At 77.1% G+C, this 5,881-nt stretch carries 1 protein-coding gene and 1 pseudogene; one reads left to right on the top strand and one right to left on the bottom strand.

All coding sequences use genetic code 11. The features are described from left to right. A pseudogene (locus ACFWZ5_RS44260) lies at positions 1-617 on the bottom strand (hypothetical protein); the annotation flags it as partial. A 423-nt stretch (positions 618-1,040) separates the two neighbouring features. On the opposite strand from ACFWZ5_RS44260, the gene mobF reads away from it, so the two are divergent. After that, on the top strand, positions 1,041-5,726 hold the full coding sequence (gene mobF / locus ACFWZ5_RS44255) for a MobF family relaxase (protein ID WP_384892786.1): 4,686 nt from the start codon (positions 1,041-1,043) through the stop codon (positions 5,724-5,726). The last annotated feature ends 155 nt before the right edge of the window (positions 5,727-5,881 follow it).

The following is a 5,881-nucleotide window of genomic DNA, read 5'->3' as shown; positions in this document are numbered from 1 at the left end:
CCCCCTGCGCCGTCCCGCCCCGCCGCGCCCGGCACCCCCGCCGCGCCCGGGCTCGCTGCGCCCGGCCGATGCTGCCCGGGCGGCAGCACCGCCGCACCGCCCGCCGTGCCCGCCGCACCGCCCGCACCGCCCGCCGCACCGCCCGCACCGCCCGCCGTGCCCGTCGTGCCGCCCGTCGTGCCCGGGCCAGCCGCCCGCACTCCCGTGCCCGCCGCGAGCCGCCCGCGCACCCCCTCGTCCCCCTGATCTTCCGTGTCCTGCTGCTCCCGCGCGGCGGCTTCATCACGCAGCTGCCGCACCTCACCCACGCCCAGCCCCAGCCGCCCGGCGATCCGCCCCGCGCCTTCACCCCGCGCCGTCATCACCGCGATGACCGCCGCGCCCCGGCGGCGCAGCCGCTCACCCGCGCGCGCTGCTTCCTGCCGCAGCACGGCGATCTGTTGTTCCAGCTGCCCGTGTACGTCCGCCTGGAGTTCGCGGGTCTCCAGGAAGTCGGCGGCCAGGGCGGTCAGTTCCTGTTCGCGTTTGATCCGGTCGGCGTTGAGCTCCAGCGCCCGGGCCAGTGCCCGTTTGCGCGCCGCGATCTCGTGTGCGGTGCGTTTGGCCTTGCTCGCCATGCGGCGGCCCTCCTTGACGGGGTGTCGTGGCTGCGGGGTGCCAGGCTGGCGGGTGCCGTGCACGGTTGGGACTGGTTGGGGCCGGTTGGGGCGGGGGACTCCCGTGGGGCGGGAGTGCGTATGCGGCAGGTGCCCGAGCGGGGGAAGTCGCGGGCGGGTGTGTCCGGGAAAGGGGGGGGAGGGGGCCGGGGTGGTGTGCACAGGGCTGCTCGGCGAGCAGCCCTGTGCACACCACGATCGCCCTTGCGGGCGAGCCGGAATCCGGCGAAAGCTCTTGCTCTGTGGGCGGGGCCTTTGGCCGGGGGAGGGTTTTCCCGCCGGACGGGAGGCGTTGTGCCGGCCTCCCGCCGGGCGGGAGGCGCTGTGGCCGCGGGGCTGGGGGCGGGCCGGGCGGGCGGGGAGGGTGCGGACACTGGCCGGGCGATGACCATCGACCAGCGCAAGGTGAGCGCCGGCTGGGGATACCGCTATTACCAGCGCACTGTCTCCTCCGGTGATAGCGCACGGCCCCCGGGCGAGGGCCTGGCGGACATGCAGGCCCGCACCGGCACGCCGCCGGGGGTGTGGATGGGGCGGGCGGCAGCCGAGCTGGGGGTTGCGGGGCAGGTCCGCGAGGAGCAGATGCAGGCGCTGTTCGGGCTGGGCCTGCACCCCGATGCGCACCGCCTGGCCCGCGAGCTGGTGGCGCAGGGGGCCTCGGCGGCCGCGGCGCTGCACGAGGTCCGCCTGGGCTATGCCTATCCCCGCTACAGCGGCGAGCCGGGGCCGCTGCAGGCCCGTATCAACGAGGCGCTGAAGGAGGCGTCGCGGCTGGCCGGGGGGAAGGCGGTGCAGGGGGCGGAGCGGGTGCGGATCCGGATGCGGGTGGCCGCGCGCGCGTTTGGTGAGGACTACGGCCGGCGTCCGGCCGACGGGCAGGAGCTGGGCCGCTATCTGGCCTTGAAGGACCGGGCCGCGGTGCGTCAGCCGGTGGCGGCGTTCGACCTGGTGTGCCGGGCCAAGACCGTGGGTGTGCTGTGGGCGCTGGCCGATGAGCACACCCGGTGCGCGATCGAGGCGGCCCACGAGCAGGCGATCGCCGAGACCCTGGAATGGCTGGAGGACCATGCCCTGGCGGTGCGGACCGGGGCCGGGAGCCGGGCCCAGGAGGATGCCCGGCCGGGGGTGATCGCGGCCCGCTTCCGGCACTTCGACAACCGCCACGGACTGCCCCTCCTCCATGACCATGTGCTGGTGGCCAACAAGTGCCAGGGCCTGGACGGCAAGTGGCGCAGCATCGACGGCCGCCTGTGGTACCGGCAGCTGGTCACCGCCTCCGAGCGCTACAACCGGCGGGTCATCGAGGAGGTCTGTGCCCGCCTGGGCCTGACCGCCCTCGAGCGGGTCGTCACCCCGGGGCGGCGCCCGGTGCTGGAGCTCGCCGGCATTCCGCCCGAGCTCGTGCGCGGCATGTCCACGCGCGATGGCGACATCCGCGCCCGCCTCGAGGAGCTGGTCGCCGAGGCCGAGATGGCCACCGGCCGCAGCGTGAACCAGCGCCGGCGCATGAAGCTGATGGAGCGGGCCGCGCGCGAGACGCGCCCGCCCAAGAAGCGCGCCACGCCCCTGGCCGAACTGCGCGCCCGCTGGCGGCAGATGGCCGTGGAGTTGGTCGGCGCCTACACGGTGGACCACCTGTTGCAGCACGCACAGCAGCACACCGCGCCGCAGGCGCCGCTTGAGGTGGACCTCGGCCAGGAGGCCGCCGCCGTGGTGGCCGCCGTGGCCGAGCACCGCGCGGTGTTCGCCCGGCGCCATCTGGCCGCCGAGAGCGAGCGGCACCTGGCCCGCCTGCTCGCCGGCGCCCGCGCCGGCGCCGGCCTGGCGCAGCGTCTGACCGAGCGCGCGCTGTCGCTGTGCCTGGATCTGACCCCGCCCGATGTCCACCCCCACCACCCCCACCTGGTGCGCGCGGACGGCACCAGCATCTACCGGCAAAAGGACTCCCGCACCTACACCACCCCCCAGGTGCTGGCCGCCGAGGACGCGCTGCTGGCGGCCGCCCGCACCCAGGTGATCCCCGCCGTCACCGCCACCGTCTTTGATGCTGTGGCCGACCACCACGACGCGCACGCCGAGCACCGGCTCGATCCCGGGCAGCGCGCCCTGGCCAAGGCCTTCGCCTGCTCCGAGCACCTGGTGGTGGCGGGCATCGGCCCGGCCGGGTCGGGCAAGTCCAGTGCGCTGAAGGTCGTGGCCGGCGCGCTGGCCGCCAGCGGCTCGCGCCTGGTGGCGCTCGCCCCCTCCCGCCGCGCCGCCCAGGTGCTGTCCAAGGACCTGACAGTCGCGCACACCGTGCACGGCTGGGTGGCCAAGCGCGCCAAGGCCGCCGCGGGCCAGCAGGTGCCGGACGACTACCGGTTACGCCCCGGCGACGTCGTGGTCGTCGACGAGGCGGGCATGGCGGGTACCGTGCGGCTGCACCGCGTCCTTGACGACGCCCGGGCCGCCGGCGCCCACGTGCGGCTGCTGGGCGATCCCGCGCAGCTGGCCGCCGTCGAGGCCGGCGGGGCGCTGCGGCTGCTGGCCCGCGAGGTCGGCGCGGTGGAACTGTCCACCCTGCACCGCTTTCGCACCGAGGGTGAAGCCGCGGCCAGCCTGGCGGTGCGCGACGGCCCGGCCGAGGACGCCTTCACCTGGTACCTGGACAGGCAGCGGCTGGTGGGCGGCAGCCGCGAGGCGATGCTGCACGCGGTGTTCGCCGCCTGGCAGCACGACACTGAACGCGGCCGCACCACGCTGATGACGGCCGCGGACACCGACACTGTCACCGCCCTCAACCAGCGCGCCCAGGCCTGGCTGGCCGCCGCCGGACGCCTGGACACCCGCCGCGCCCGCCCGCTGCGCGAGGGCCTGTCCGCGCACGTCGGCGACCTCGTCGTCACCCGCGACAATGCCCGCCACCTGCTGACCCGCGGCACCCGCGACTTCGTCAAGAACGGCGATGTGTGGACGGTCACCGGCCTGCTGGACAACGGCGAGATGCTGCTCACCCACACCGAACACCGCGGCCGTATCCACCTGCCCGCCGCCTACGCGGACACCGCCCTGGACCTGGGCTATGCCACCAGCGTGCACCGCGCCCAGGGCATCACCGTGGAGACCTCCCACAACCTGGCCAGCGCCCGCACCAGCCGGGAGAGCGCCTATGTCCAGCTCACCCGCGCCACGCGCACCAACCGCCTGTACGTGGCCTGCGAGCCAGGGGTCGGCCTGGCCCAGAGCGTGCAGCAGATCGCCGGGAACTGCCGCGCCTCGCGCTCGGCGATGGAGACGATCCGCAGCCTGCACGCGGCCGCAACTGCCCCGGCCCACCTCGCCGATCAGCTCGCCGATGTCACCCGCCGCGCCTGGGAAGACATCCTGCAGGCCGCGGTGGCCCGCGCGGCGGGCGCCGCGGCCGGCGGGCTCGTTGCGGCGGAGGGCTGGCCGGTGCTGGCCCGCACGCTCCGGCGGGCCGCCGCCGACGGCTGGGATGCCACCGCTCTGGTGCGCGCCGTCCTGCCGCAGCGCGGCCTGGCTGGCGCCCACGACGCGGCGGTCGTGATGGCCTGGCGCATCGACCGCTACCTGGAACGCGCCGCGGCCAAGGCCGCCCGCGCCCTGCGCAAGGGGCCCAGCCGGCCGCTCGCGCAGGTCTCGGGCGCGCAGCTGCAGCACCTCAAGGACACGGCCGGCGCCCGCCGCTCGCGCGCGCTGCAGGAGGTGGCGGCGGCCGATGCCGCTTTGGCCGGCCAGCCCGCGCCCGTGGTCGTGGGCGGCCTGCCCCACCCGGCCTGGCCGAACCGTCCCTACGGGGCAGCCACCTTGGGCCGGCTCGCCGACGAACTCGCCCGCGCCCGTACCGATTCCGCCCTGGTGCGCACCCCGGCCGAGGCCCGCCAGGCGGCCGCCGCCCACGCCGCCCTGCACGACGAGATCGCCCTGCGCCGCGCGATGGACTGGCGCATGAGCGCCCGCGAGGACTGCCAGCGCGAGCGCCGGCCGCTCGCCGTGCCCACCGCCTCTCAGAGAGCCGAGGCCGCCCGTGCGGAGCTCACCTGGCACCGCCATCGCGCCGAGCAGGCCCGGGCCGCGCTGGCCCGCGCGACCGTCATCACCGCCCGCATCGACGCCGAACTGCGGCTGCGGGCCTTCCTGCCCGACCGCCCCCCACCCCCCGCCGACGGCACCGGGTTGCCGGGCTGGCTCGCCGAGACCGCGGTGCTGTCCGAGCCGCTGCTGGATGCCGGCTGGCGCACCCAGCTGAGGGCACGCCACCGCCTGCTCGCCACCGCCCTGGCCCACCGCGGCATCGCCCTGGCCGCCGCTCCGCCCGGGTGGAGCAGACCGCTGGGCCCGGTCCCGGATGCCGGCCACCGGCTGCGCCGTACCTGGCAGTCGACCGCCGCCCTGGTCGAGGCCTGGCGCGAACGTCACCAGATCCCCGGCGGGATGGAAGGCATCGGCGTCCGCCCCCCCACCGGGGCGGACGCGGCCGCCTGGGACGAGCTCGCCGCCCGCATCCGCGCCCTGGCCCGCCGCACCCACGCCGCCCACCACGCCGAGCTGCGCGGCGAGGACCCGCACACCTTCGTCCAGGCCGCCCACCGCCGCCTGGACGCGGCCGCCGCCCACCGCCCACCGCCCCACCAACCGGCGCCCACCGCCCCGCTGCCCGCGCAGGACCCCTCCGCCCCCGCCGCCGAGACCGCACCCGGCGCGCCGAGGCCCGCCGGGGCGGATCTCGAGGAGTGGCGGGACCAGCTGCCCGCCCCCGACCCCGACGACGAGGACCAGCAACAGCTGTTCACCCGCCTGACTGACACGATCACCGGCTGGCGCAAACGCCGCCACCACACCGGCCCCGACCCCCTCGGCCCGCGCCCCCACGGCGCGGCCGCCGCCGAATGGGACCACCTCACCCAGGCCCTGGACCACTACCGGTGCGCCCGCATCACCCAGCGCCTGACCGCCCTCGCACAACGCCGCCCGCCCCTGGCCCCCGCCCCCGCGGTGCCCGCCATGCGCCCCCGCCCCGACCCGCACACCGCACCCGGGGCCCCGCCCCCCGCGCCCCGCCGCCCCTGACCCGCACCCCCGGCGCGGCCCGCACCCCCGCCGCGGGGCGTCGCGCCAACAGCCGCCCCGCTCACCGAGCTTGACAGCAGGCGCCCGCCCGCCGCCTGTGCCGCTGCACTAGAGCCCCCGGCTGCCGGCGGCGCGCGCGGGAAAGTCCGCCAGGG

Origin of the sequence: Streptomyces sp. NPDC059003 (assembly GCF_042740445.1) — a bacterium.
Lineage (GTDB): Bacteria > Actinomycetota > Actinomycetes > Streptomycetales > Streptomycetaceae > Streptomyces.
Note: the sequence above shows the minus strand (reverse complement) of the source record. Positions and strands in the feature narration are given on the sequence as shown.